Source organism: Acetobacter sp. AAB5, from assembly GCF_050106715.1.
Taxonomy (GTDB): Bacteria; Pseudomonadota; Alphaproteobacteria; order Acetobacterales; family Acetobacteraceae; genus Acetobacter; species Acetobacter oryzifermentans.
Genome location: NZ_JBNIEW010000014.1, coordinates 50018 through 72338, shown reverse-complemented (window position 1 = coordinate 72338; position 22321 = coordinate 50018). Strand labels below are relative to the sequence as shown.

At 52.8% G+C, this 22321-nt stretch carries 19 protein-coding genes and 4 pseudogenes; 13 read left to right on the top strand and 10 right to left on the bottom strand.

From position 1 onward, the window contains the following. Positions 1 to 430: 430 nt before the first annotated feature. Positions 431 to 628: a hypothetical protein gene (locus ACP7IZ_RS12165; RefSeq protein ID WP_010516885.1), complete on the top strand. Its 198-nt coding sequence runs from the start codon at positions 431 to 433 to the stop codon at positions 626 to 628. Positions 629 to 654: 26 nt separating this feature from the next. Here ACP7IZ_RS12165 and ACP7IZ_RS12160 read toward each other — a convergent pair whose 3' ends face one another. The 4 genes from ACP7IZ_RS12160 to ACP7IZ_RS12145 are packed head-to-tail and all read right to left on the bottom strand — an operon-like array spanning position 655 to position 6905. Continuing rightward, positions 655 to 3789 (bottom strand): efflux RND transporter permease subunit, encoded by a 3135-nt coding sequence (locus tag ACP7IZ_RS12160; RefSeq protein WP_063355016.1) that lies wholly within the window; start codon positions 3787 to 3789, stop codon positions 655 to 657. After that, entirely contained in the window at positions 3789 to 4823 is a 1035-nt protein-coding gene (locus tag ACP7IZ_RS12155) for an efflux RND transporter periplasmic adaptor subunit (protein ID WP_063355017.1), read from the bottom strand. Before ACP7IZ_RS12155 ends, ACP7IZ_RS12160 begins: the two co-directional genes overlap by 1 nt. Continuing rightward, positions 4820 to 6262 carry a TolC family protein gene (locus ACP7IZ_RS12150; RefSeq protein WP_209439404.1) on the bottom strand — a complete coding sequence of 481 codons (1443 nt, stop codon included), beginning with the start codon at positions 6260 to 6262 and terminating at the stop codon, positions 4820 to 4822. Before ACP7IZ_RS12150 ends, ACP7IZ_RS12155 begins: the two co-directional genes overlap by 4 nt. Continuing rightward, positions 6255 to 6905 carry a cation transporter gene (locus tag ACP7IZ_RS12145; protein WP_007284432.1) on the bottom strand — a complete coding sequence of 217 codons (651 nt, stop codon included), beginning with the start codon at positions 6903 to 6905 and terminating at the stop codon, positions 6255 to 6257. The genes ACP7IZ_RS12150 and ACP7IZ_RS12145 overlap by 8 nt, the downstream gene beginning before the upstream one ends. Before the next feature lie 73 nt (positions 6906 to 6978). Between ACP7IZ_RS12145 and ACP7IZ_RS12140 the strand changes: the two genes are divergently transcribed. The 9 genes and pseudogenes from ACP7IZ_RS12140 to ACP7IZ_RS12100 all read left to right on the top strand — a co-directional run. Further along, positions 6979 to 7377 carry a MerR family transcriptional regulator gene (locus ACP7IZ_RS12140; protein ID WP_063355018.1) on the top strand — a complete coding sequence of 133 codons (399 nt, stop codon included), beginning with the start codon at positions 6979 to 6981 and terminating at the stop codon, positions 7375 to 7377. 285 nt (positions 7378 to 7662) lie between these two features. Further along, positions 7663 to 9396 (top strand): Mu transposase C-terminal domain-containing protein, encoded by a 1734-nt coding sequence (locus ACP7IZ_RS12135; protein ID WP_426849430.1) that lies wholly within the window; start codon positions 7663 to 7665, stop codon positions 9394 to 9396. A 2-nt stretch (positions 9397 to 9398) separates the two neighbouring features. Beyond that, a complete protein-coding gene (locus ACP7IZ_RS12130; RefSeq protein WP_063355019.1) occupies positions 9399 to 10322 on the top strand; it encodes a TniB family NTP-binding protein in 924 nt (307 codons plus the stop codon). Next, positions 10315 to 11316, top strand: a complete 1002-nt coding sequence (locus ACP7IZ_RS12125) for a TniQ family protein (RefSeq protein ID WP_082823250.1) — start codon at positions 10315 to 10317, stop codon at positions 11314 to 11316. Before ACP7IZ_RS12130 ends, ACP7IZ_RS12125 begins: the two co-directional genes overlap by 8 nt. 304 nt (positions 11317 to 11620) lie before the next feature. Next, positions 11621 to 11875, top strand: a complete 255-nt coding sequence (locus tag ACP7IZ_RS12120) for an antitoxin (RefSeq protein ID WP_128106362.1) — start codon at positions 11621 to 11623, stop codon at positions 11873 to 11875. Positions 11876 to 11883: 8 nt separating this feature from the next. Then, a complete protein-coding gene (locus tag ACP7IZ_RS12115) occupies positions 11884 to 12048 on the top strand; it encodes a PIN domain-containing protein (RefSeq protein WP_253534068.1) in 165 nt (54 codons plus the stop codon). Then, a complete protein-coding gene (locus ACP7IZ_RS12110; RefSeq protein ID WP_426849429.1) occupies positions 12024 to 12272 on the top strand; it encodes a PIN domain-containing protein in 249 nt (82 codons plus the stop codon). Before ACP7IZ_RS12115 ends, ACP7IZ_RS12110 begins: the two co-directional genes overlap by 25 nt. Before the next feature lie 422 nt (positions 12273 to 12694). Continuing rightward, on the top strand, positions 12695 to 13774 hold the full coding sequence (locus ACP7IZ_RS12105; protein ID WP_426849427.1) for an IS110 family transposase: 1080 nt from the start codon (positions 12695 to 12697) through the stop codon (positions 13772 to 13774). A gap of 16 nt (positions 13775 to 13790) precedes the next feature. Then, positions 13791 to 14099, top strand: a pseudogene (locus ACP7IZ_RS12100) (integrase core domain-containing protein); the annotation flags it as partial. Between the two features lie 44 nt (positions 14100 to 14143). Here ACP7IZ_RS12100 and ACP7IZ_RS12095 read toward each other — a convergent pair. Further along, positions 14144 to 14533, bottom strand: a pseudogene (locus ACP7IZ_RS12095) (DUF4158 domain-containing protein); the annotation flags it as partial. Positions 14534 to 14536: 3 nt separating this feature from the next. Then, positions 14537 to 14941, bottom strand: coding sequence for a recombinase family protein (locus ACP7IZ_RS12090; RefSeq protein WP_426849426.1), 405 nt, complete (start codon positions 14939 to 14941; stop codon positions 14537 to 14539). A 49-nt stretch (positions 14942 to 14990) separates the two neighbouring features. On the opposite strand from ACP7IZ_RS12090, the gene ACP7IZ_RS12085 reads away from it, so the two are divergent. Further along, positions 14991 to 16022, top strand: coding sequence for an IS110 family transposase (locus tag ACP7IZ_RS12085; protein WP_089179446.1), 1032 nt, complete (start codon positions 14991 to 14993; stop codon positions 16020 to 16022). A gap of 358 nt (positions 16023 to 16380) precedes the next feature. Here ACP7IZ_RS12085 and ACP7IZ_RS12080 read toward each other — a convergent pair. Then, positions 16381 to 16572 (bottom strand): annotated as a pseudogene (locus ACP7IZ_RS12080) (transposase); the annotation flags it as partial. 71 nt (positions 16573 to 16643) lie between these two features. Between ACP7IZ_RS12080 and ACP7IZ_RS12075 the strand changes: the two are divergent. Next, positions 16644 to 17867 carry an IS256 family transposase gene (locus tag ACP7IZ_RS12075; RefSeq protein ID WP_426849424.1) on the top strand — a complete coding sequence of 408 codons (1224 nt, stop codon included), beginning with the start codon at positions 16644 to 16646 and terminating at the stop codon, positions 17865 to 17867. A gap of 192 nt (positions 17868 to 18059) precedes the next feature. On the opposite strand, the pseudogene ACP7IZ_RS12070 reads toward ACP7IZ_RS12075, so the two are convergent. Then, a pseudogene (locus tag ACP7IZ_RS12070) lies at positions 18060 to 18227 on the bottom strand (IS630 transposase-related protein); the annotation flags it as partial. A gap of 23 nt (positions 18228 to 18250) precedes the next feature. Here ACP7IZ_RS12070 and ACP7IZ_RS12065 point away from each other — a divergent pair. Further along, a complete protein-coding gene (locus ACP7IZ_RS12065) occupies positions 18251 to 18553 on the top strand; it encodes a hypothetical protein (protein ID WP_426849422.1) in 303 nt (100 codons plus the stop codon). Between the two features lie 191 nt (positions 18554 to 18744). Here ACP7IZ_RS12065 and mobF read toward each other — a convergent pair whose 3' ends face one another. Both mobF and ACP7IZ_RS12055 read right to left on the bottom strand, forming a co-directional pair. Continuing rightward, positions 18745 to 21951 carry a MobF family relaxase gene (mobF, locus tag ACP7IZ_RS12060; protein WP_426849421.1) on the bottom strand — a complete coding sequence of 1069 codons (3207 nt, stop codon included), beginning with the start codon at positions 21949 to 21951 and terminating at the stop codon, positions 18745 to 18747. Continuing rightward, positions 21948 to 22256, bottom strand: a complete 309-nt coding sequence (locus ACP7IZ_RS12055) for a hypothetical protein (protein ID WP_426849419.1) — start codon at positions 22254 to 22256, stop codon at positions 21948 to 21950. Before ACP7IZ_RS12055 ends, mobF begins: the two co-directional genes overlap by 4 nt. Between the last annotated feature and the right edge of the window lie 65 nt (positions 22257 to 22321).

The window sequence follows — 22321 nt, the reverse complement described above, 5'->3', positions numbered from 1 at the left end:
TCTCCAGCCGTGTGGACTGCGACAGGGCGCTCAGGGCAGCGAGGGCGGATTCTGTATCCATATATCCTTGTTTGTGGATATATTGTCGTAAGTCAAGCTATCCTATGTGAGGAAACGGAGATCACGACTGTCGGCTTCCTCAATTTTTCCGCTCAGACCAGACATTCCGCTTACTCCCTAAACTGTCTGTCGGCTCAGCAGAAACAGAGCAGACAGGCGGTAGTCGCCTACATGTCGGACATAAAAGTGGGTTGGCTCGCCTTTCGCATAGCGGACATAGTCCGCGCAGTCCCCCGCTATCACTTGGAGCCGAGAGTGGGGTGATCGTTATGGGAAATAACCAGCAAGAATACAGGCGCTTAGGTTGGCCGTAGCAAGACACGCCCGAAGCCACTGGGCAGGGAGTATAAATCATTTGGATCGGGCAACGATGCTTTCGGTTTTCGGCCTTGACACGATGATGTTCGGTGCGGGCGGCAATCCAGATTTTCTGGACAGCGTCAAGATTCATGAAGGCAATTCCGAACCCAACCAGAAGGTCGAGCCAGACCGAATGGTGGCCGAGCGTGATACGGAAGCAGTTTTCATTCTGGGTTCTATTGGCATATCGGACATAATCTTCAAGTAGTTCTGTGCAGCAGTGGCCCATACCTGTCACTTGAACAAGGTTTCCGGAACTCCCGTTTCGTTTTCAGAAAAACTACCAAATTTGACAGCAAGAATAGGCAAAACAAACAGGTTAAGTATCATTGATGTCATGAGCCCTCCAAGAATGACAGCTGCCATAGGTCCTTCGATTTCCCGCCCAGGCGCATTCATATCAACAGCCAGAGGCGCCAGTCCAAGCGCCGTAACGAGCGATGTCATGAGTACGGGGACGACGCGGTCTCTGGCCCCCCGGAGCGCTGTTGTTACTCCCCATGTGAGATGTTCCCGCTCGACCAAAGTCTCAAAATGCGAAATCATCATCACCGAATTCCGAAGCGTAATCCCGAATAGAGTAACGAAGCCGACTGTTGCCCCAAGAGTTAGCGTTGTGCCGGAAACAATGATTGCCAGAATGCCGCCGACAAATGCGAAGGGAAGATTGACGAGTATCAGAGCGAGATTGCGCCATCCTTGTGTGATTATTGAGAGCAGAATCATGACCGCTATGGCAGCGAGCCCGGAATTTATAAACAGTTCCTTGCGTGATTGTGATTCAGCTTCCGCTGCGGATGTAAACTGAACGTAGGTTCCAAGAGGCAGTTTGATATTTTTTGCTATAGCCGTGCGTGCGTCCTGAACGAAAGATTGAGCTGATCGTCCTGTAACATTTGCGGTGACAGTCTGTATTCTCTGTGCTCCCAGATGTGACACCTGATAGCGACCGTTCGTCTCATATATGTCTGCAACAGCGCGGAGTGGTACGTAGTTTCCGTGAACAGTATGCAGTGGCAGAGAACCAACAGACGCAACATCATTACGACTTGCGTCATCAAGACGAACCATAACATTAAAAGCCGCAGAACGCTCGTATATCTGCCCCACGGTTTCACCCTGCCAGGCTGTATGGATGGATCGGAGTACATCCGCCGACCGAAGCCCCCAGCGCTCCAGATCAGCAGGGCGTAGCCGAATAGCAAGTTCCGGAACACCAGGAGGTGCTTCTATCCGGACATCTGTTGCGCCATGTATCTGATGCAACATGCGGACAATATTATTTGCCTGGATATCCAATACATCCAGATCATCGCCAATAATATTGATTGCCACAGCCGAAGACGAACCAGAAAGGGTTTCGTTTACGCGCATCGTCAAAAAACTACTGACAGAAAAACTGGCCCCAACGAACCCGTCAAGCGCTTTGCGAACGCGGGCATCAATCTGTCGGGAAGCCTTCCCATCCACCTGATTCAAATCAACCTCAAATTCGCTGGTATGTGGTCCATCCGTGTCCTCATCCAGCGAGGCGCGTCCGACTCTCTGAGCAACCGAACGGATTTCGGGAAGCTGACGAAGTTTTTCTGTAACCTGTCTGCCTAATTTCAGAGACTGTTCCAGGGAAGTCCCCGGAACTGCCGTCATATGAATGATAAGGTGGCCTTCCTTGAAATCGGGAATGAAATCGCTTTCAAGGAATGGAAGGGCCGCAAACCCTATCAAGGTGGTCAGGATCATCCCGCCTATAACAAATCGGGGATGGCGCATTAATCTGGCCAGAAGACGTTCATAAGCTCTGGCGGTCCATCCTGCCAGGGGGGGCTCTCTCCGGATTTCTCCAGGCGTCGCCAAGAGCCATGCGCAGAGTGCAGGTACAACGGTTACAGCAGCGGCAAGAGAAGCCATGACCGCAAGAACATAAGCTGTTGCCAGTGGAGCAAACAGTCGTCCCGAAAGTCCGGGAAGGGCGATGACAGGCAAGAAAACGATAATGACAGCAAAGGTCGCGTAAACCACTGCACTGCGGACTTCAACGCACGCATCGAGTACGACGCGCGCTGTAGATGCGGGCTGGACCAGAAGCCGGTTTTCACGCAATCGGCGTGTAACATTTTCGACCCCGATCACGGCGTCATCCACAACCTCGCCGATGGCAATAGCAAGGCCCCCCAAGGTCATGGCATTCAAAGTAACCCCGAGTGTCTCCAGCAACGACAGGGCTATCAGAATAGCCAAAGGTATGGTGGCGCAACAGATTGCAGCGGTTCGCAGGTCAAAAAGGAAAAGAAAGATTACGACAACCACCAGAAAACCGCCCAGAAGCAATGCTCGTGTGGCATTCCCCAATGCGGTCGTAATGAAATTGGCGGGTCGGAACAGGTCAGCATGCAATGTAATCCCCTGTCCCTGCAATTGCGGGCGGAAATCGGTAAGTGCCGCCTCGATTTCCCGGGTCACGGCCATTGTATTGGCACCGTACTGTTCCCATATATTAACTACAATGCCTGTCTTTCCCTCGATATTGGCCGCGCCGAAGGCAGGAATAGGGGCTTCAGTTACAGTGGCAATACTGCCCAGTGTGACAGCACCATTATCAGAGCGGACAATCACAGTGCGGGCCAGACTTTCTGGCGTCAGGGCCTGACCGTCAGACTGAAGAACGACTCTTTGGTTCGGGGTATCAATAAAGCCGGCCCCCTGTATGCCAGTCGCTTCCTGGGCAGCCGCAAGGACGTCATTGAGTCCGATATGATGCAAGATGAGTTGGTCTGGATGTACCTGTATCTGGAGTGACCGACGCTCCCCGCCAAACACGCTGACTCCAGCCACACCAGGCAACGCCAGCAGACGCGGCCTTAATGACCAGTCAGCAAGCGTGCGCAACTGCATAAGGGACTGTTGTTCCGACGTCAGACCGATCACCAGTACCAGACCGGCGGATGAGGTCAGTGGCGTCATAGTCGGAGCATGAACACCGGCTGGCAATTGCTGTGCAACAACATTCATTTGTTCCCCGACCAGTTGCCGGGCTCGATAAATATCGGTCGATGTCGCAAACAGGACGTTGACGACTGACAGTCCCTGAATCGAAGTCGATTGCACGCGCTGAATACCCGGGAGGCCGGTCAGGGCAAGTTCCATTGGGCGACTAACCAATGTTTCGACCTGTTCCGGCGTAAAACCAGCAGCTTCGGTCTGGATCGTGACCCGTGGCGGAATGAATTCCGGAAACACATCATAGCTGGCATGTCTCAAGCCATACAGGCCATAGAAGAACAACAGACATGCGGTTGCGATAACCACGCCCCGGAAGCGGATCGAAAACCCGATAATAGCTGCCTGAAGGCTGAAAGAACGTCCCGTCATCAGTCGTCATCGTCTCCTGATTCAAGCTGAGCTCGGAATTCTTCAGACAGAAGTAATTGCGTACCCTCTATGACGATTTGCGTTTCGTGTGTGATTTGTCCTGGAGTATCTTGGATCAGGTAGCCACCTTCTCGGTCCGGCACGTCGGTCGTAAGAGGTAAGCGTGTAAATTTTCCGTGTCCGTTATCACGGTATATCCACGACTTACCTTGCAGCCAGATAATAGCTGATGCAGGTATCCGGATACCGGGACGTTCCTCTTCGGTAGGCAGGAGAACGGAAACATTCATGCCCGCGACAAGCTGACTTTCAGCCGACGCAAAATAGAAAAAGCTACGCCCCTGAATAGCAGGATCGGTCATGGTTACAGGAGACAAATAGTGGAGCATTGTCCCGTGTCCACCCGTGTTTCCATAATCGGTCACATCCGCCTGACTTGGTGGGGTTGGTAGATCCATATCTGGTGGAAGGGTCACCTTGACCAAGACCACTTGTTGTTGAAGTAACTGTGTAATGAAAATTGTATTTTTTTCGGTAGCGTCAGATATGACCGAACCAAATTGCTGTCTGATAATATTAAGTGCGTTATTCACCTGGACCTGTTCTGCTTTTACCATAGCTGAATTGGACTGAAATCTGGCTGTTGTCTCCTGGAATTGTTCCTGAGAGATATTCTGCCGATCGCGATACAGTCCTTTGTCACGATCGAGTTTCGCACGGGCAAGCGTCTGCTGTGCCTGCATGCTCTCCAGCCGCGCTTTCATGTCAGCATAATCACTAACAAGAGTGATAAGTTGTGTTGCGTTCAGAACGTAACCATAGGCGGGAACCAGCTTTCTCCAAGGCACGATGCTGGGTCGTGCAGAAGCAATGCCGCTCTTCGTAACTGCTTCCGGGGAGACCGTCACGGTCGCCTCTGCACCAAGAACCGAAACTGGTTGATCATCATCATCTGCAATGGCAATGTCTGTCCCGTTTAGAACTAGGAAGACAGAAAGACCTGCAAGAGGCAGCCAGAAGGCCCTCGCTTTCATGGTGAGTTCCTTTGGTTATTTTCAAGTAGGCCAGAAGCCTGCGCGGCATTGGTGTGATCAAAAATGGGCTGCTGCATGCCATCTTCGATCTGACCTATGGCTTGCCGTTGCTGAATTTCTGCTTCAAGAAGAGCGGTCTCCGCTTGAATCTGCTCTATATGAGTCATAACCATCGTTGGTCGGTCGATTGCACCTGACTGAAGGCGGTGCTGCATCTGGTTCAGCCTTACCCGTACGGTTTTGGCAAGTTCTTCCGCCTGTAGCAGAATTGATGTCGTGCCGCGGTAATTGGCCGTAGCCTGCGAGATGGACTTAAACACTGTGTTCTCTGCACGCCGGAGACGAGCCGCCGCCTCATGCTCCTGCCCAACAGCTTCAGCTATGGGGCCTTCGTTCTGATTGAAAATCGGAATTTGCAGAGAGGGATCTACCTCAAAGCGATTTGAAATCTCCCAGTTATAGGCGGGACTGATGGTGACATCGGGATAGCGTCGAGAAACTTCGACCCGTAGAGCCTGTCGGGCGGCGTCATAAGACGCAAGAAGTTCCCGCAGATCCGCGCGTTGCATTACGGCTTGGTATCTCATGTCCTGTGAATCGCGGTATTCTATGAGGTCGGGACAGACATCAAATGCTTTTGTATCAAGAGCAATGGAATCAAGTGCTTCGGCAGGAACCCCGATTGCTCCTGCCAGAGCTGCCTTACGGACGGCATACTCGCGCCGCAGATCACTGACAGACAACTCGGCATGGATCATTTCCGTCCGTACCTGCGATATTTCGAAAGCGGATGCTCGCCCCTGATCAAAACGTGCCTGTTCCAGGGTAAAGAGTTCGCGTTTAGCTGCCGCAGTCTCTTCCACAAGCTTGAGGCGCCCGGATACAGCCCAGACGCCGAGAAGAGCAGACCGCGTGTCGCTGCGTAGTTTCCATGCAGTATTGATGACTTCCCATTGCGCGACGGCAGCCCGATATCTGGCTTCTTTGATACGGTGATAACGCCTGCCGAAAAATTCGATCAGTATTGACGCGCCGTAGCCGACGTAATGAGCCGATGGGCCACCCAGCACCGTGAAACTGGGATTGGGCAGTTGACCGGCTGTCTTGATTCCAGCGCGAGCCGTTTCCAGTTGAGCTTTAGCTACAAGGATATCGGGATGAAAATACAAGGTAGCAAGCGTCAGGCGAGTGATGCCCCATGCGTTTTCCTGACTCGATACGTTTGGTCCGAGAACTTTTGTAATGAATTCTTGCAATCCGGCATCCGTAAATTGACGGCTGGAAAATTTCTGGACATCTGATTCCGGCGAAATATTTGAGTGACCACTATTTGTGCAGCCACAGAGCAGGGGAAAAATCAGGAGAATGAATGCCGCATTATAGCGTGTGCGTCTCCTTACCTGCTTAATATATTCTAGAGTATTATATGATTTATACATTAATATGTCGTGATATATCTGATTTGTTATCTGTTAGTTCTACTCTCGATTGTCGCATAATCTGCACACCTCCACTAATACCAAGCATCGCAAGGATGGCAGCTACCGCAATATCCGGCCACGCAGAACGAGTGCCAAACACGCCCAGAGCTGCCAGCACAACGGCAACATTTCCGATCGCATCATTACGAGAGCAGATCCATACGGAACGGCGGTTGGCATCACCTTTCCGGTGTGTCCATAATATGAGGGCACAGGCCAGATTGACCGCGAGGGCAAGCAGACCAATGCCGCCCATTGCGTCTGGGTGAGGCGGATGGTTGCTGTTCATTACCATCCACCCAGCATTGGCCATTACCCATATCCCAGCCACGAACAGGGTCAGGCCTTTCAGAAAGGCCGCGCCAGCTCGCCATCGCAATGCCATTCCGGCAACACTGAGGCTTATTGCGTAGTTGGCGCTGTCGCCAAGGAAATCAATCGCGTCCGCCTGTAAGGATGCAGATCCAACCGACACGCCAGCCCCAGCTTCAACGGCAAACATGCTGGCATTGAGAAAAAGCGCGATCAGGAGCGCTCTCCGCCATGATTTATTGATTGGTAGCGGCGTATCTGTGCATCCACCACAGCATCCTCCTGCCATCCAGCGCCTCCCTGACGAATCATCTGTTTTAATGTATGCTCCCTGTAGCAACTACAGGGTCAAGAGGCAGGGAATGCGATCGATTGGCGCCTTGGGAAAGGCAACGAATACCAAAGTCGAGACGATCCGCTATTATGAACGGATCGGACTGCTGGCTCCGCCACAGCGGACCGATGGCAATTATCGCGTTTATGATGATGCGGCGCTCGCGAGACTGTCTTTTATTCGTCGATCCCGTGATCTGGGTTTTTCATTAGATCAGGTAAGAGTTCTATTATCCCTAGCGGATCAGGGAACCCAGGATTGTAAGACAGTTGATAGAATTGCTCGTGACCATATGGCAGAGATTGAGCACAAAATTGCGGATCTCAAGGCATTGCGTCATGAACTTTCTACGATAATAAAATCATGCCGGGGAGGTAATATTTCAGAATGCCGAATTATTGAAGCACTTTCTCCGTTTGATAATTAGTTCTCCTGACTTTTTTCGCAGCTAGTCGATTCTGCATTTGATGGGAAGATTACCCGAAATAATTATACGGCCTCATCCTCACGTGTCAGAATCTGAAAAATCCTCATCGAAAATTCAAGGACTATACGTGCTCCCATGGTGGCAGTTTATGATCAGGCCAGTTCTGAAGCAGACATTCTGCTGCCCCCCCAAACCTGACAGCACATTAGGTCATACGACGTTATTATTTTGTCCTTCATATCCTGAATTTGAATTGTAATTTGATGAAAAAATTTACGCAAAATAGTGGTAATTGTGGTAGCAGTGTGTGGAAACTCCCGTACATTGCTTGGCTTCTTTTCACACGAGAATGCGATGCGACAGACAAAACCGTCAATCACTTCTGTTAGTGAAGATGTTTGGTCAAGAGCATCCCATCGACATGCACTGCTGCGTGGATTGTTAGAGGAAAATCAAAGAAATCATCTTTCAGTCAAATTAGTCGCAAGCGACCTGGGTATCAGTGTGCAACACACTTACCGCCTTCTGAAAAAACTACGTGAGGAACAAACCACAGCGAGTTTGCTCCCATTACCTCGTGGCCCTCGTGTCGGGAACAGACGCTTAGCCGTAAATATAGAAAAAATAATCGAAGAAGTGATAAAGAAGATATATCTCAAGCGTGAAAAACCGACATTGAAACAGGTCCATCGATATATAGAGTGCGAATGCCAAAAATCAGGTTTCAATGTGCCGTCCATGAAAGCTGTTCGGTCACGTGTTGCAACTTGCAATTCAAAAACACTTATCAAGAAACGCGAAGGAAAAACGGCGACTGAAGCTGCGTTTCACCAGATTCAGGGAAGTCTCGAAGCAGATAGGCCGCTGGAGATCGTGCAGATTGACCACACGAAAGTTGACCTCATGCTGGTTGACGATATTACTCGTGCGAGCATCGGTCGGCCTTGGCTGACGTTGGTGATGGATATTCACACGCGTATGGTTCTGGGCTTCCTTCTATCCCTCGAAGCTCCCTGCACCACTTCAGTCGCACTTGCCCTCACGCAAGCGGTTCTCCCCAAAGATTCCTGGCGTGCGGAGCGTCTAATTGAAAACAGCTGGCCAACGAGTGGGATTCCTCGCTGTATTCATGTCGATAATGGAGCGGAGTTTCATGGTCGTTCTTTCGAGCGTGGTTGTGAGCAACACGGCATTCAGATTGCTTATCGACCGCCCGCCACTCCACGTTATGGTGGACACATAGAGCGTTTGATGGGCACGCTGATGCATCGCATTCAGGCATTGCCAGGCACCACATTTTCGAATGTTGTGGAAAGAGGGGATTACCGCTCCGAAGAGCGTGCATGCCTGTCGTTTCGGGAGTTTGAACGCATATTGGCGCTGGAAGTGCTTGGTCCGTATCATAATGAAATTCATCGCGGTCTTGGTCAGCCTCCTATAGCAAAATGGACGTCGAGCATCGAAACAACTGCTTCCCGACATCCTTTGGATTCTCAGGCCTTTCTTCTTGATTTTCTTCCCTACGAAACACGGGTGATACGACGCGATGGTGTTCGGTTATTCAATATCCAATACCAGGATGGAGGTCTTGCACATCTGCTTGGGCGTCCCGATACGCGTTTGCGGGTGAAATACGACCCCCGTAATCTCTCGTCTGTTTATGTCGAACTGCCAGACGGCGACCATGTCAGGGTCCCTTACGCAGATTTGCGTCGGGAACCTATTACTCTGTGGGAACATCGTAATGCGGTCCGGTGTCTGAAAGATGAGGGACGTCGCAGTGTAGATGAAGCCTCAATCTTCACCGCCATCCGGGAGCAACGGGCAATCCTCGACGAAGCTCGTGGTCTGAGCCGCGAGGCACGCAGAAATGTTGTCCGTCGTGAAATCGCCCAGAGGTGCGCTGATAGCCCGTCAGAACCGAACCAAAGTCAATTTCCTGCTGGAAAAGCAGAAGACGATGTCGACCGCATCCCGATGCCGCCTCCAGGCGCTCATAGCGGTGTGGAGATCTGGTAATCATGTGCCGTGCAGAATGGTCGCATCTCCCAGAAGACGTGAGACCACTTGCTGCATTGGGGAACGAAGAGAGGATCCGCCACATCCGCGCCAAGCGTTGGGTGGATTACCCACACGCTGATCGTGTACTGAGGCGCCTCAACGAGATTTATGTCCAGCCACGTTCAGAGCGTATGGAAAATATGCTTCTGATCGGTCAGAGCGGTATGGGGAAAACGACACTCGTCCGAAAATTTGAACGCACTCACACTGTCAGGCTGGGGAACAACGGGACGTGTCGTCTACATCCCATCGTCGTCATGCTGATGCCACATGACCCAACAGGGCCTCGCTTTTTTTCGCAGCTGCTCAAAGCAATCGGCGTTCCTGCAATCGACAATTTCGAGACAACGGCACCACGCGAGTCAACGGTTCTGCGCGTGTTGGCCGAGGTGCAGGTTAAAGTCATCGTTATTGACGAGTTGAATTCTGTTTTAGCGGGTACGGCCCGTCAGCAACGACTGTTTCTCCAATTGCTGCGCTGGCTGTCGAACGAATTGCGTGTCGCTCTGGTAGGGATCGGTGTGCCGGAAACACGGCATGCTCTGCTTTCTGATGATCAGTTACGAAACCGGTTTATGAATCTGGAGCTGCCCGTGTGGGAGAATGGCCAGGATTTTAGTCATTTTGTGACGAGATTGATCTGGAGTTTGCCACTGCGGGAGCCGTCTCCTGTCGACTCCCGGCGACTGATGCAAATGTTGGTTGGGCGCACGGGGGGCATTACTTTGGGCACCTGCAAGGCTATTGAACGCGCAGCGATCAGGGCAATTCGTTCCGGTACCGAGCGTCTTGATTATCAGGCTTTTGAGCATGAAGAGGTATGGGATGGTATTGAAGCGCCTGTAATAATGGGAGGACATCGACGGAAATCCCGTCGTGGGTAAAGAGGGGACACCGTCATCCCTTCCGCTCGTCCCATTTCCACACAGGGCAGAGGCGTTTTCCTCATGGCTATCCAGATTAGCCGCCCGCTACGATCTCCATGCTGACCATCTTGCTCTTCATGCCGGATACCCTCTCCGAGGAGCGCGAGAACTGGACTGCTACCTGTTGCCTCAGGCGGACTGTGCTCTTGCACTCATGACCGGCCTGTCACAACGTTCAATCAGGACAATGCGCTGTGGAATGCCACAAAGGCGTCTTTGGGTTCGAGATCATCATGTCTGGTGTCGAGAGTGTGTACGGGAAGCTCTGCTAGAGGGAGATGAGCCTTGGGAGCGGCGGTCATGGCGAACGGGGGCTACAGTGATCTGCAGCCGTCATCGGCGAGTTCTGGAAGAAGCCTGTCCACGGTGCAATAAAATAGGCAAGGGGTGTCTTTTTCTCAGTGACAAAGGTCGGGTACAGCCGCTGTGCGCCGTCAAAGGTGATAAAATCAATTTGTGGGGGGATGCATTAGGTGATCAGCTTCCCTGGGGTCTGACGATAGACAGAACAATCTCCCGGTGCGTGAACGCTCTAAGCATTGATCTCTGTCGCAGTCTTGTCGGGCAGACACTTCGCGCACAATGGCGTGGAGTCAGCAGGGAACGTCGTCTGACGACAATTATTGAAGAGCTTACGCTGATTACCCTGATCACGATTGATTATCTCCCGAGACCTCAACCGCCGCTTTACTGGATGCTGGAGCAGTCAGACTGGAAAGCCGCTTTCCATTATACGCCGGCCATGCTGCCAACTTCGCTGGCAACCGGCATCATCATGCTGGTTTCGGTAGTATTGTCCGATCATCAGTTTTTTGAAGACAGGGTTTTCTGGGATCCTTCAGAATGTCAGGTTGCCTGTGAACCACTCACGCCAGAGACTTATGTGATGTGGCTGCATCCGAAAGTAAGATCATGGGGACGACAGATCATCAGTGCACCATTTGGTGTGTAACCTAATTAAGGAATTTTTTCACCTAATTAAGGTTGTTTTTTCGGTGCTCAACCGGCGCGGAAACGGGGATTCTCCTAATTAAGGGTTTTCGACAAAAAACCTTTCTTTTTCCGGGCGCCCACCTAGTTGCGATAAGTGGAATTAACGCAAGTAGATATGGGGAAGGGGGCTGTTTTCCATAAAAAAACGTAGTTTGAATTTAAGTATGCGATAAAGTAAGTTGAACCACAACATGAGGGTTTGGTCGTGCTTCATTTGAAGCTGAATGATAGATATCAATGATATCTACTCCAAGGAGTTGAATATGTCCGATACGGCCAAAATTTTTATGACCGGTCGCAGCCAGGCCGTTCGTCTCCCTGCTGCCTACCGATTTGATACTCCAGAGGTCACCATCCGCAGAGATCCACGCACCGGAGATGTCATTCTTTCGCCGCGCCCTGTAGGGTGGGGTGAGACACTCTCTGCCATTCGCCAGGCCAAAGGTGCTGAACTTTTCCCCGAAGGGCGGGGCCAAGCCCAACAAGATCGGGATCCTTTTGCTGGATCCGTGCCGTGATTGCTTATATGTTCGATACCAATACAATAAGTGATATCATACGCGCTGACGAGAGAGTGCTCTCTCACGTCGAAGCCCTTGATCCCGAACAGTGTTGTGTTTCAGCCGTAACAGCCGGAGAGGTTGCCTATGGACTAGCCAAGTGTCCATGGCGACCCGATTACAACGCTTGACACGCAGTGTCATGGATCGACTGATGACACTGCCTTGGGACACTGAGGTGGCAGAGCGCTATGGAAAATTACGCGCTGAGCAAGAGCGCCGCGGTGAAATCCTTGGTGCGTTGGATCTAATGATCGCGGCACATGCTTTGACGTGTCATTTGACATTGATAACCAGCGATCAGGCATTCACCCACGTCCGTGGACTTATCGTTCAGAACTTTCGATGTGTCTAATAGAGTAATATCTTTCGCATATCCTGCTTTTACGCTGATTGGTTGATTGCTCACTCGATCCGAATGGTGGGTCACCTTGCCCTCGAGCAGGCTCTATGCCAGAGGCGGCCAAAGGGGAAAATGCCCCACCACTCCGACAGTCAAAAGATGGTCGCTAGCTTCCGGACGGTTTGTCTCACACTCCGATCGACCACGGTAGACTGGCACTGTGAGGTGCCCGGAACGGTTTGACCCGTATTCCGATCGACCGTTGTGTCTTTCCCCGGACCTGTCGACTGTCCGGAAGCACCTCGCGGAAATGCTATGCCTTGGCCATTGCCTGTGACCCGAGAAGGGCCTGACCTGATGAGGTCTCATGACTGTCCTGTCCATGCAGCGGACCTTGGCCTGGCCATCACGACAGAGAAGCGCGAGGAACCGTCATGGACAAAAACGAAGAAAGACTGCGTCAGGTTGTTGGCGGTGTCGACACCCACAAGGATATGCATGTTGCAGCCATTGTTGACGAGCAGAACCATGTGATTGGTACACAGAGTTTCCCCACGACAAGACAGGGTTATCGGCAGATGCTGGCCTGGATGCGAGCCGCAGGTGATCTCATGCGTGTGGGTGTTGAATCAACCGGCAGCTATGGTGCAGGCCTGTTGCGTTATCTTCAGGCTGCAGGGATCGAAGTTCTGGAAGTCACGGCACCTGATCGACATGATCGGCGTCGGCGTGGAAAGAATGATGATCTGGACGCCCAGAACGCAGCGCCCGCCGCCTTTGCAGGCCAACGCACCGTTACACCACGACGCAGGGACGGCATGGTGGAAGCACTCAGGGTCTTGAGAGCGTGCCGCAAAACCGCCGTAAGTGCACGACGGATTTCCCTGCAGATGATCCAGAACACCATCATTGCGGCCCCAGATACCCTGCGTGAGCATCTTCGCTCCATGACCCGCATGCAGTTGATCCGCACTCTTGCTGCCTCCCGACCGGATCTCACGGCTTATCGCGATATCGAGGCGGCTTATCGGATTAGCCTGAAATCTCTTGCGCGTCGCTACTTTGAACTGCATGATGAAATTGGTGAACTGGATCTGATGATCAAGGCTATTGTTGAGGAACTGGCACCTGACCTCATTGCCAGAAATTCCATAGGGCACAATGGAGCAGCGCAACTTCTTCTGACGGCGGGCGACAATCCTGACCGCCTGAAATCAGAGGCCAGCTTCGCTGCCCTTTGCGGTGTCACGCCTGTTCCGGCGTCCTCTGGAAAAACAATTCGTCATCGTCTGAACCGAGGTGGTGATCGGGCGGCTAACAGCGCCCTGCATATCATCGCGATTGGACGCCTGCGAACAGATGAAAAAACACGCGCCTATGTTGCCAGGCGTGTGGCAGAAGGACATTCCAAACTTGAGGTTATCCGTATCCTCAAGCGCTATATCGCCCGCGAGGTCTATGGGATCATCATACGCCGACACCGGGACATCAACGCCACACGTTTTGCTGCTTGACAAACAGAAGGGCGTCCGCGGCTGTCAATATGTGTCCATTCGCTACACGCAAAGATTGGCTGAAGCGGGTCTTGTTGCTTCTGTCGGCAGTGTTGGGTATTCCTATGATAATGCCCTCGCGAAGACCATTAACGGGCTTTACAAAACCGAACTGATCTATCGGCAGGGGTCATGGAAAAACAGGGACGTTGTTGAGCTGGCAACGCTTAAATGGGTCGACTGGTTCAACAATCGGCGGCTCCTGTCCTCCATTGGAAGCATCCCGCCAGCAGAAGCTGAAGCTCGTTTTTATGCGCAACAGAAATCACATGCATTAGCCGCTTAAATCAGATAGAAAACGTCTCCACAAAACCCGGGGCAATTCACCGCAGGCAGAAGCCAGGCCTGAAGCTCGATCTGGAGCGGCCGACAGAATTGCTGGAATCCGAATGTTCCACGCAGCGTATCGAGCTGTTCGTAGCGGGTCGGCCCACGCACGGCATAGTCGGCGAGCGCGTCCGGCTCGATCCCGAGTTGATCCCCTATGAAGGCGAGCGGGATCTGAGGGATCAGCTCCCCCGGCCGGAGCAGCCGCCCCGGGTAGCGCAGCGCGCAAAGCTGGATAGCAAAGCCCAACCGATTGTGCGCCCTTCTCCGACTGACAATGACACGCAGGTCATCGGGAGTGAGCGTCCAGTAACGCACCAGGTCGGCCTCGTTTTCGGGCAGGGCAAGCAGCAACAGGCGCTGCGCCTCGGTCAGAACGGAACGGCGCGGCATCTGTCAGGTTCTGCCGGGAGGCGTCCAGCCAATCCGCGCCAGCGTGTCGATCAGCGTCGAGCGCGGTACACCGAAGTTGCGGCATATAGCCGCTTTGCTGGCGCCGCCTTCGAGGGCGACGGTAATCGCCGCGATCTTCTCCGCGTGGATCGCGGGCGGCCTACCGCCGCGCCGACCCCGGCGCCTGGCGGCTGCCAGCCCCGCCATGACCCGTTCGCGCGTCAAGGCGCGTTCGTATTGGGCGAGTGCGCCGAACATCGAGAACAGCAACTCGCCTTGCGCGGTTGCCGTATCCATATGTTCGGTCAAGGATCGGAAAGCGATGCCACGCTCCCGAAAATCTCCGATAATATCGAGAAGATGCGATAGAGAACGGCCCAGATGGGGTGGACGGCCTCCCTGCGGCATCGATGTGCCATAATGGAGGTTCACTGACCATCAGAAGGAGACCGCCCGGATGAAAGCTAGCATAGTCGGCCTTGATATTGCCAAATCTGTTTTTCAGGCTCATGGAACTGATGCGAATGGAAAGAGCATTTTCAAATGCAAGCTTGGTCGCAGTGAAGTTTCGGCATTTTTTGCAAAGCTTGCCCCCTGTGAAGTTGTGCTGGAAGCCTGCGGGTCAGCGCATTACTGGGCACGGGTGATCAGCAGGATTGGTCATGATGTCAAACTGGTTCCTCCTGATCGGGTCAAACCATTTGTCAAAAAAGGCAAGAAAAATGACGCTGTTGATGCGGCTGCAATCTGCATGGCGGCAACTCATCCTGATACGATGTTTGTTCCGATCAAGAGCGAAGAGCAGCAAGGTGTGTTGTCGCTGCATTCCACCCGTGCTCTTCTGGTCAAACAGCAGACCATGTTGAGTAATGCGTTACGGGCTCTTGCTTCCGAGTTCGGGCTGATTGCCCCTCTGGGCACACGCCGGCTGCCAGTGCTGATGGCAAAAATAGAGGCATCAGCAGACCTGCCTGCTGCCATGAAGCAGAGTGCCATGTTGTTATTTGAGCATTACGAAAAAGTCGCTCAGAGCATTGATGCTTTGGAAGGGCAGATCCGGGCTCGTGCAAAAAACGATGATGATGCGCGTCGGCTGATGACCATTCCCGGGGTAGGTCCCATAACGGCTTCCATGATTGTCGCCTCGGTCGCGGATATTGGCTCCTTCGCCTCTGCGCGCCATTTTGCCGCATGGCTTGGGCTTGTGCCTCGTCAGCATTCTACAGGTGGTAAAACCCGTCTGGGAAGGATTACCAAAGCGGGCAACCGGCAGATAAGAACATTGCTGGTTCTTGGCGCCACGGCCATGCTTCATCGTGCCCAGAAGTGGGAGAGCGCTGCGGGTCAGTGGTTATGCGAACTCATGGCGCGTCGTCCAAGGCGTCTGGCAACAGTCGCACTTGCCAATAAAATGGCTCGTATCATCTGGGTCCTGTTGTCACGCAAAGAGATCTATCGTCCGATTGGGCACAGTGTTGCCGCAGCCTGATCTGCACCAGCAGGACGATGGACACTGGGGCTTGCTCCGGTAGATCCGGCAGTATGTATATGAACCGACGTGATGGGAAGACTGTCATTCAGAGACACAGTTCAGGCCATACCGTTCGACCGTCTGTGCCCTTGAGCACGCGATACCAGATTGGTGCCTGACACGTGAGCGCACACCCATGATGGCCAGCGCATAAAGTCGCACAAACAGGCCGGACATAAGAGCGCATCTGACCGGGTCTTCACGTTAAATCGGTATTTGTCATCCAGCCGATAGAATAATCCGTTTTGGAAATTACATCGAAAGAACATTATGAAGTATTGCGCTTAAACGGCCGTCCACATAGGCAGTCGAGTTCTCCTTGCGCAAAATATGCTGACGCCTTGCGCAGGATTTCATTGGCCTGCCGCAATTCGCGGTTCTCTCGCTCCAGTTGCCTGATCTTTTCCCGATCAGGCAGTTCACTCACCGCAGGCGCATTGGCCCGCTCATGCAGACGGGTCCATTTTGACAGCGTGTCAGGATGAATATCCAGCTTTGGCGCTATCATCATCACCGCAGACGGGACTATCCTGAATTTTGTGCGGTGTGGTGATAAATTGCTCGAAGAGGAGCCCCCGCATGAGCATTGATAAAGACCTCCTGGACCGCCTGATGGAAGGACGTTCCCCCGGCGACCTGTTTGGCAAGACCGGCATATTCTCGGAATTGACGAAGGCACTGGCGGAACGAGCGCTCAGCACGGAGATGAACATTCATCTCGCCGAAGAACGCGCCGATGACGCCTCTGCCGAGAACAACCTGCCGCCCAATCGCAGAAACGGCAGAAGCCAGAAGACCGTGACCACGGAGAGCGGTAAAGTTGTTCTGGATATTCCCCGGGACCGGAATGGCACGTTTGACCCGCTGTTGATCGCCAAATATCAGCGTCGCTTTCCCGAGTTCGACCGCAAGATTATCAGCATGTATGCCCGGGGCATGACGACCCGCGAGATCCAGGGGCATATCGAAGAAATCTACGGCGTTGAGGCCTCGCCGAGCCTCATTTCCGCGATTACTGACGCGGTGATGGAGGAGGTTGCCGCCTGGCAGAACCGCCCGCTGGAACCGTGCTATCCGATTGTCTTCATGGACGCGATCCGGGTCAATATCCGCAGTGACGGGACTGTTTCGAACAAGGCCGTCTTCATAGCTCTTGCGATCCTGCCTGACGGCACACGGGACATTCTGGGGCTGTGGTTCCAGGAAAATGAAGGAGCCAAATTCTGGGCCAAGGTCCTCAGTGACCTGCGCAATCGGGGAGTGCAGGATATCCTGATCGCCGTCGTCGACGGGCTGAAGGGTTTTCCGCAGGCTATCGAAGCGGCTTTCCCCAGGACCCGCATTCAGACATGCATCGTTCACCTGCTGCGTCATTCCATGAGCTTTGCCAGCTACAAGGACCGCAAGGCCGTCGCCACCGCTCTAAAGGCAATCTATACGGCAGTGGACGCCAGCGAGGCCGAGGCAGCCCTCGGCAGGTTTGAGGAAAGCGATCTGGCCAGGCAATACCCGGCCATCGCGCCCAGTTGGCGCAGGGCCTGGAATGAGGTCATTCCGTTCCTTGATTACCCCCCGGAAGTACGCAGGCTGATTTACACAACGAATGCCATTGAAGCTCTGAACGCAAAGATCCGTCGTGCCGTGCGCACCCGTGGCCACTTCCCCAGTGACGAGGCCGCAGCAAAATTGATTTACCTGGCGCTCAATGCTACCTCATCAGAGTGGAAGCGCTCAGTAAGCGAATGGTATGCTGTCAGATGCCAGCTCGCCATCATGTTCGAAGACCGTTTCCCAATGGCCTGAAAAAATACCACCGCACAAAATTCTACACAGTCTCCCGCAGACCAGCGTGATGGATGGCTCTTCTCTTCCTCCAGAACCATGCGAGCCGCACGTTCACGAAATTCAGGCGGAAAACGCTTCGATTTATTGCTCATGAATTCTTCTTACCTCACGGGTCTTTCTGTCTCCACAAATCCCGGGGCAATTCAGTTTGCCCTGGCGACGGGGCGTCCGCTCGCCGCTCTCACGTTCCCGACGCAGCCAGCGGATCGCCGTCGAAATTCCAATACCGAACCGCGCCGCAAGCGAGCGGGCTGACGCTCCCCCAACTCCAGCTTCCAGAACCCGCTTCCGAAGATCATCACTCAATGCTCGTGCCATCACCGTCTCCATCAAGGAAAACGGTGAATCACATCGCGCCTTCACTGTCACCTCTCGATTCAGAGTTCAGTGGAACTGCTCTAGATGATGGTCGGACTGATGGCGCGACCAGTATCGATGGATTAGTATCAGGCTCATATTTGCATGGATTGTTCACAGACAGCGAACAGCGTGCTGCCTGGCTTACGCGATTGGGTTTGCCAAGTTCTTTCCAGAATTATACTGGCACGATAGATGAAGCACTTAATAATATCGCCATGGAAATTGAACGACACGTCAATATGAAGGCCATCATTGATATTGCAATGTCTTTTGGTAAAAACTAAATACATTATGCTTGTCATATTTTATATACGCCAAGCATAATAATATGAAAATATTTCTATGTATAATGAATATTTAGAGTGTTGTGTTTATTTCAGAGAAAAATAACCCGTTCCCGTAAGCGTATCATGACTTCCTTTGTCTCATGTCTTTTAAAGACCATTACGGCATCCGACGATGCCTGTTGCAAGTTTCAGGACACAGAGGGAAATGACTGGCCAGAAGGTCTCTTTGTCACGATCTTTGCGTATCGTTGACGTATATCTTTTTCCTGTCGGCTCATCACTTCAGGAGCTTGTTCGAGTATTTTTTTCAATTCATTATCAAGCCGACGAATCAAGTCGGCATGAGCTGCGTTAATCTGACGGCCCCTTAGAGCCATCTGGTTCTCACGTCCAATATCCCGGCCCTCAAGACGGGCCTTCTCTACTTTACGGCCGATCTCAATGAGTTCACGGACTCTTTGATCCCGATCCTTTTTCTTCCGATAAGGCAAATCCATACCCAGAGCCTTGTACGGCTTATGCGCCATCTTTTTAGCAACATAATCCCACAACTGGTAACTCGTGATTGGTTCTTGATCTCCCAGAGCGCGGCCGTTGCGAACCGCTTCAAAAGTCGCCCCATCTGAAATCATCGTCCAGGTTGTCCCTCGTGCACGACTTTCGGCAACATAGGTTGTAAACCCCGTCGCCAGATCGGCACCACGCGGCATGGCATTGATATGCTCATCAGAGGTCAACCCCTGGGCAGCATCAATTGTCATGGCATGGCCAAATCCCAACAGAACCCGATTTGAGCGAGGATCTGATAGCCGGCGCCATTCCACTTCCGCTTCCTGCCCATCCGCAAGCCTCAATTTCAGCCCTTTGTCAGATGCACTGAGAACCTCACAGATATCTCCGTTATTCCCTACCCAGGTGCGCTTATCTCCAACAAGACCCCAGATCCGACGATACAGGCGCACCTTGTCTCCAACAGCAAGGGCCATGTCATACTCTTCACCACGCTGATCAATGGCTTTGATAATCTTCTGGTCAGCGCCAATATCTCCGCGTTTCTGTAACACCTGACGTACTGCCAGACTGAGATCCGCAGCATCCTTGTTCGTCAGCGCTGACATGGTGATCGTCTTGAATGATCCGTCCGGCTTTGGGCCTTCAGCCTTCAGGGCATCTTTGCGGGACACATAATGTTGTGCGATGGCCTCCAGAACATTCTGATGGTCTCCTGTCACCAGACTGATGCTACCGTCCTGGCGCTTCATCTCGATAGCCTGTCGTACCTCCTCGGTATGAAAACGGTTCCTCACGTCATCATCACGATCCGCGTCTGTCTCTGCTGCAACTGCTTTGCCTTTCGTCTCAAGTGCCTTAAGCTGATCATCGCTTGGTTCTTCTCCACGAAAAAGAGCGGCGATATCACGATTACGCTTCGTTTTCTGGCGTACTGTTGACAGAAGCTCAGCCTGATCATTCGGCTCCAGCACTCTCTTGATTATTTCAAGGGCATCACCAGCCTCGATAGCCTGAGCCTGCTCTCTGTCACCCATCATACGCAGGGTCAGTCCCGTATCACGCTGCAGCTCAAGCAGTCGTAGCATCTGACGCGGCGCCACTTGCCCGACTTCGTCAAGAGCTATGACGGTATGCTCATCCAACGTGAGGTCGCCCCGATCAATACGGGCCAAAAATGGAGAAAGCGCATAGGTTTCATCAATACCAGCATCTTTCATGGCATCGGCCTGGCGCCACGCATTGGCCACACCAATGATGCGCCGTCCTGATGGGTTGGCCTCGGTATCATTGCGCCATGCGTCCACAAGAGGCTTGAGAAGTGTGGTCTTGCCGGCACCAGCCACCCCCGTAAGCATCGCTATCCTGCCGCTCTGCCCCAAGGTATGAACGGCTTTACGCTGAGCCTGCCCATGCTCCGATGTAAAATCCAGACCTGAGCGGGCAATCGCATCCTCAATGGCTTCTTTTCCGAGAGCCCCGCTCCGATCGGATGCAGCACGAGCAATATGAATGGCGAGATCTTCTTCCAGTCTGATTTGCTCAGTATGTGTGACCCTCTCACGCTCTCCTTTCATCTCAATAATGAGTTGCACCTTCTGACCGCGCACCTCGATGCCCCGTTTTTCTGTCAACTCGACCACGGCATCTATGTCAGATATTCCGCCCTCAATACCCGTTGCAATCAAACCTCGTGCAGCATAAGTCCGCAGTTTCTGGTGATCGATGACAGCGGCTGTTTCAAACTCCTGACCAAGATGCCTGGCAACGAAACGCCACGCCTGATCAAGCCGCTGATGGCGATCCAGGCCGGTATCAATCTCCGGCCCCATAAGGCTTTGATCTACCCAACCCAACTCCTTAGCCTGACGCTTCCAAATATCGTGGTCGTCAGCGTCCAGATCCTTACCCAATCGGGCGGCCAATCCCGCCATTGAAAGCATTTTCTGCTTTCGTTCGATTGACAATGCCTCCCACTCCAGACCTTGTTCCGAAGCGTAGGACTGAGCAGCTTTCAGGACGTTGCGGCGACCTTTGCTGAAAAAATCTGAAATCTCCTGTGGCACGGCAGAAACAACGGTTGCCTGTTCATTGGCGTCATACGTCTGGGCAATGCCAATTTTACGCAATTCCTGAGCAAGGATGGCCTGAAAGTAAGCGCCAAACTCGTGAACACGCGATCGAAGCTGTTTTGTATCCAAAGACCCGACATGACCATCATCTGTGACAACCATGTTAAACATCGTGTTGTGAAAATGGGCATGAGGATCTCCACCAGTCGGCGTATCAATCAGGTAGGTCTGGTTGCTCTCCGGATCTAACGCCTCGACTGTTGGCCGCGCTGTCGTGTGGCGGTATGTTACCCATGCAACATGCCCTTCTTCAGCACCGTCCTTCCCGCCCCGTCCGCGTCTGGCCAGTCCCAGTTCACGGGCCACATACCGCATAGTCTCATCGTTAGCGACCTGCATTGCATGCCAGATAGCGGCGCGCTCTGCGTCAGTTTCGGCAAACTCTGCCGCCAGTGTGACGGATTTATGAGGGGCCAGTGTCAGATCATAGGCGCTGATTTTGCGCTGGTGTGCTGACCATTCCTCGCCGTTGTCAGCCCGTTTGGCTTCATAGAGACGGGAAAGCTGCTCTCGGGTGGGAGGTTTGAACCGGTCGATGCCTAACGCCTCAGCAGCCCGCCACGGCATATCTGGACGCCAGGACGCACGACCATCACGACCGGTATAATAATTTGTCAAACGTGCGCCGTCGCTATCAGGCGTCTTTGTCGGATCCAGACGGCAGTCACTCTCCGGATCAGGAATATCCTGTAGGTAATAATTAGAGATGATCTGTCCTCTGCAGGCCGCAGAGATTTTCCGGAAGGTCATCATTCCTCTGCACCTTCCTCTCCCGCTGTATCCGGGTGAGAACGTGGCGTACGTCCTTCAAGAAGATCCAGCGATGCGCCAGTGGTATGGTCAATGCGGCGAAGAACCGGTCTTTGGTCGGCTATGAGGGTGACAATGCGCGCCAGCAGATCATCCAGCGAGGGACCCTCGCGTTCTTCTGGGGTCAGCAGTTCGAGTATGAGTGTCTGGCGTTGATGCAGAGCACGCAGTGATTCATGGATCGCATCAAACTGCTCATCTACGTGAGCACGCCATTCTGCCGCTGTTGGTTCTGGTAATTTTGTCATCACATTCTATCCTGCGAGCCCTAAATGATGCTTCAGGATCAGGAATGATGATGCGACGAAAAAGG

Excerpts from the sequence above, each read along its gene's own strand:
- ACP7IZ_RS12145 (WP_007284432.1), bottom strand. The coding sequence starts at position 6,905 with ATGGCAGGAGGATGCTGTGGTGGATGCACAGATACGCCGCTACCAATC.
- ACP7IZ_RS12085 (WP_089179446.1), top strand. The coding sequence starts at position 14,991 with ATGAAAGCTAGCATAGTCGGCCTTGATATTGCCAAATCTGTTTTTCAG.
- ACP7IZ_RS12150 (WP_209439404.1), bottom strand. The coding sequence starts at position 6,262 with ATGTATAAATCATATAATACTCTAGAATATATTAAGCAGGTAAGGAGA.
- ACP7IZ_RS12140 (WP_063355018.1), top strand. The coding sequence starts at position 6,979 with ATGCGATCGATTGGCGCCTTGGGAAAGGCAACGAATACCAAAGTCGAG.
- ACP7IZ_RS12155 (WP_063355017.1), bottom strand. The coding sequence starts at position 4,823 with ATGAAAGCGAGGGCCTTCTGGCTGCCTCTTGCAGGTCTTTCTGTCTTC.
- ACP7IZ_RS12075 (WP_426849424.1), top strand. The coding sequence starts at position 16,644 with ATGAGCATTGATAAAGACCTCCTGGACCGCCTGATGGAAGGACGTTCC.
- ACP7IZ_RS12105 (WP_426849427.1), top strand. The coding sequence starts at position 12,695 with ATGGACAAAAACGAAGAAAGACTGCGTCAGGTTGTTGGCGGTGTCGAC.
- mobF (WP_426849421.1), bottom strand. The coding sequence starts at position 21,951 with ATGATGACCTTCCGGAAAATCTCTGCGGCCTGCAGAGGACAGATCATC.
- ACP7IZ_RS12055 (WP_426849419.1), bottom strand. The coding sequence starts at position 22,256 with ATGACAAAATTACCAGAACCAACAGCGGCAGAATGGCGTGCTCACGTA.
- ACP7IZ_RS12165 (WP_010516885.1), top strand. The coding sequence starts at position 431 with ATGCTTTCGGTTTTCGGCCTTGACACGATGATGTTCGGTGCGGGCGGC.
- ACP7IZ_RS12120 (WP_128106362.1), top strand. The coding sequence starts at position 11,621 with ATGTCCGATACGGCCAAAATTTTTATGACCGGTCGCAGCCAGGCCGTT.
- ACP7IZ_RS12160 (WP_063355016.1), bottom strand. The coding sequence starts at position 3,789 with ATGACGGGACGTTCTTTCAGCCTTCAGGCAGCTATTATCGGGTTTTCG.
- ACP7IZ_RS12110 (WP_426849429.1), top strand. The coding sequence starts at position 12,024 with ATGGCGACCCGATTACAACGCTTGACACGCAGTGTCATGGATCGACTG.
- ACP7IZ_RS12090 (WP_426849426.1), bottom strand. The coding sequence starts at position 14,941 with ATGCCGCAGGGAGGCCGTCCACCCCATCTGGGCCGTTCTCTATCGCAT.
- ACP7IZ_RS12130 (WP_063355019.1), top strand. The coding sequence starts at position 9,399 with ATGTGCCGTGCAGAATGGTCGCATCTCCCAGAAGACGTGAGACCACTT.
- ACP7IZ_RS12115 (WP_253534068.1), top strand. The coding sequence starts at position 11,884 with ATGTTCGATACCAATACAATAAGTGATATCATACGCGCTGACGAGAGA.